The 2,378-nt window shown below is 72.0% G+C and carries 4 protein-coding genes and 1 pseudogene; 2 read left to right on the forward strand and 3 right to left on the reverse strand.

Annotated features, from left to right (window positions below):
- Positions 1-497, reverse strand: a pseudogene (locus tag ACRDSK_RS32490) (hypothetical protein); the annotation flags it as partial.
- 158 nt (positions 498-655) lie between these two features.
- On the opposite strand from ACRDSK_RS32490, the gene ACRDSK_RS32495 reads away from it, so the two are divergent.
- Together ACRDSK_RS32495 and ACRDSK_RS32500 are read left to right on the forward strand one after the other, a co-directional pair.
- Positions 656-1,099 carry a MarR family winged helix-turn-helix transcriptional regulator gene (locus ACRDSK_RS32495; RefSeq protein ID WP_431445246.1) on the forward strand — a complete coding sequence of 148 codons (444 nt, stop codon included), beginning with the start codon at positions 656-658 and terminating at the stop codon, positions 1,097-1,099.
- Positions 1,099-1,599 (forward strand): tryptophan-rich sensory protein, encoded by a 501-nt coding sequence (locus ACRDSK_RS32500; RefSeq protein WP_431445248.1) that lies wholly within the window; start codon positions 1,099-1,101, stop codon positions 1,597-1,599. Before ACRDSK_RS32495 ends, ACRDSK_RS32500 begins: the two co-directional genes overlap by 1 nt.
- Here the strand turns inward: ACRDSK_RS32500 and ACRDSK_RS32505 are convergent.
- Positions 1,585-1,905: a DUF6295 family protein gene (locus ACRDSK_RS32505; protein ID WP_431445249.1), complete on the reverse strand. Its 321-nt coding sequence runs from the start codon at positions 1,903-1,905 to the stop codon at positions 1,585-1,587. The two genes, ACRDSK_RS32500 and ACRDSK_RS32505, sit on opposite strands and share 15 nt — an antisense overlap.
- Positions 1,905-2,378, reverse strand: a 474-nt coding sequence (locus ACRDSK_RS32510) for a dienelactone hydrolase family protein (protein ID WP_431445250.1), incomplete at its 5' end; no start/stop codon positions are given. The genes ACRDSK_RS32505 and ACRDSK_RS32510, both read right to left, overlap by 1 nt.

Consider the following 2,378-nt stretch of genomic DNA (forward strand, 5'->3'; position numbering starts at 1 on the left):
GGCAGGCCCCGCACCGGGTCGTCCTGGGCGGCCGAGAGGACCCGCCGCGCCAGCTCCGGCGGCAGCAGGTCGCCGGCACGGGGCAGGCGCACCGGCGGTTCGCCGAGCAGCCTGGTCAGCATGTTCGCGCCGTAGTCCCAGGTGAACTCGCCCTCCGGGGTGCGGTACACGTCCCGCTCGCCGACCCCGGTGATCACGTCGAACCGCCAGCTCGAGGGCGAGGCGTACCAGGTGCGCACGCGCGTGGTGGTGGTCAGCAGGGACGTCAGGTCCTCGGCCTTCGGCAGCTCGGGCAGCGCGAGCGAGCCGGCGATCTCGGCGTAGCCCTGGTGCGGCCTGTTCGCCGAGGCGAGGATGCGGTCCCGCAGCGCCTCCGGGTCGATCTCCCGTGCCGACGCGGGCAGCCAGCCCGGCACCTGCGGCACAAGCACGGCCACGGTGGCCAGGGCCGCGACCAGCGCCCAGCCCCGGATCGTCCGGTTCCGCACGACCGACAAGGGGCGCCTCCCGTTCTCCAAGTCTCTTTGTACGCCAGACTGGCGTGGGATTCGTGTACGGCGATGCTTACGGTTCACGAACCCGGTGATCGGGTCAATGCGCTCGGTCATGGCCGGGTTGACGACTACCGGCGCAAAACGTTAAGGTTCATAACGTTATGGATCGTAACGAAATTGGCCCGCCGGCCGAGCTGTCGCAGTGGACGGGGTTCCTGCTCGCCTGGGTCGCCGCGCGCGGTGGCGACCACTACGACCGGGCGCTCGCCTCGGTCGAGCTCACCGCGCACCAGCTCGGCGTGCTGGTTCTGTTGCGGGACGGGCCGTTGGTGCAGGCGCGGCTGTCCGAGCGGCTCGACGTGTTCAAGCCCGTGATGGTCACGATCGTCAACGAGCTCGAGTCGAAGGGCCTCGTCGAGCGGCGCGCGCATCCGAGCGACCGGCGAGCCGTGCACGTGCACCTCCTGCCGGCCGGTACCCGGCGGATCCGCGAGGCCGAGCGGGTCAGCGAGCGCGCGGCCGAGGAGTTCTTCGCGCCGCTGACCCCGCGGCAGCGGCAGACCTTCCACCGGTTGCTGGCGAAGCTCGCCGGAACGGAGACCTGATGACCAGTCCGATCGTCACCGCGACCTGCCTGCCCCTCCGCCCGCCGCGAGCCTGGCCGGGGGCGGTGGTCTACGCCGGAGTCCCGTTGGTGCTGGCCAACATCCCGGGCTCGGTGGCGTTCGCGGTCAACCCGAACACGGCCGTCGACATCGGACTGACACGGGTTCCGTTGCCGCCGTGGGTGTTCGTCGTCGTGTGGGCGGTGATCCACGCCGGCATGGGGCTCGCCGCGTGGCAGCTGCGACGGTCCACTCGGGATGGTGACGCGTGCGTGCCGCTGGCGCTGCTCGTGGTCGGCTACCTGCAGACGAACCTGTTCTGGCTCTCCGACGGCCTGCGTTCGGTCGCCGCCGCGGACGCGACCGGCCTGCTGCTCGCCACGGTGACGACGTGGGTCTTCGCCCGCCACTCCCGCGCGGCGGCCCGGTGGCTGTTGCCGTGGCTCGTCTGGATGCCGATCACGCTGACCATCAAGATCATCGCGCTAGCTCTTCCGTAGTGCCTCGGCGGCTTCGAGCAGGCGTCGTGCGGCGGGCTCGTCCACGCCGGTCAGCTCCGGTTGGACCTGGGTGAGCACCCGCGCGATCGCCGCCACCAGGCCGACCGCCGAGTCCGCCGTCAGCTCGACGGCCACCCGGGCGGACGCGCCCCGGTCGGGGTTGACGAAGTCGAGGTTCAGCGTGTGGTCGGCCTGCGCGTGGACCGGGTGGTCGAAGTAGACGGTCGTGGAGGTCAGCGGGAACCAGCCGGCCGCGCCCTTGCCGCTGCCCGAAGTCGCGCTCTGCTCGGTGACATAGGTGCACATCAGGCCCTCGCTCCCAGATGCCGGCCGAGGAACTCCCGGACGAGCCGCCAGCCCTCGGTCGCCGCGGCCGGGCGGTAGGCGGGCCGGTCGACCGAGAAGAACCCGTGCCCGGCGTCGTCGAAGGTGTGGAACTCGTGCGGCTTGCCGAGCTCGGTCAGCCTCTCGTCGAGGCGGGTGACCTCCGCCGGCGTCGGCGCCTTGTCCTCGGCGCCGAAGAGACCCAGCAGCGGGCAGGACAGCTCACCGAGGCGCGGCTCGAGCGGGCTCACCCGGATCGGGAAGTCCGACGGTGCGGGCGTCAGCACGAACGCGCCGTAGCAGTCGATCGCCGCGTCGAGGTCGAGCGCGCACGCCGCGAGCACTGACTGCCGGCCGCCCGAGCAGAAGCCCATCGTGGCGACCCGGCCGCTGCCGGTCGGGTGGTCGCGCAGGTACGCCGCGGCGCCCTCGACGTCGCCGACCAGCCGCTCGTC

The organism is Actinophytocola sp. (genome assembly GCF_050699915.1).
Classification (GTDB): Bacteria; Actinomycetota; Actinomycetes; order Mycobacteriales; family Pseudonocardiaceae; genus Actinophytocola.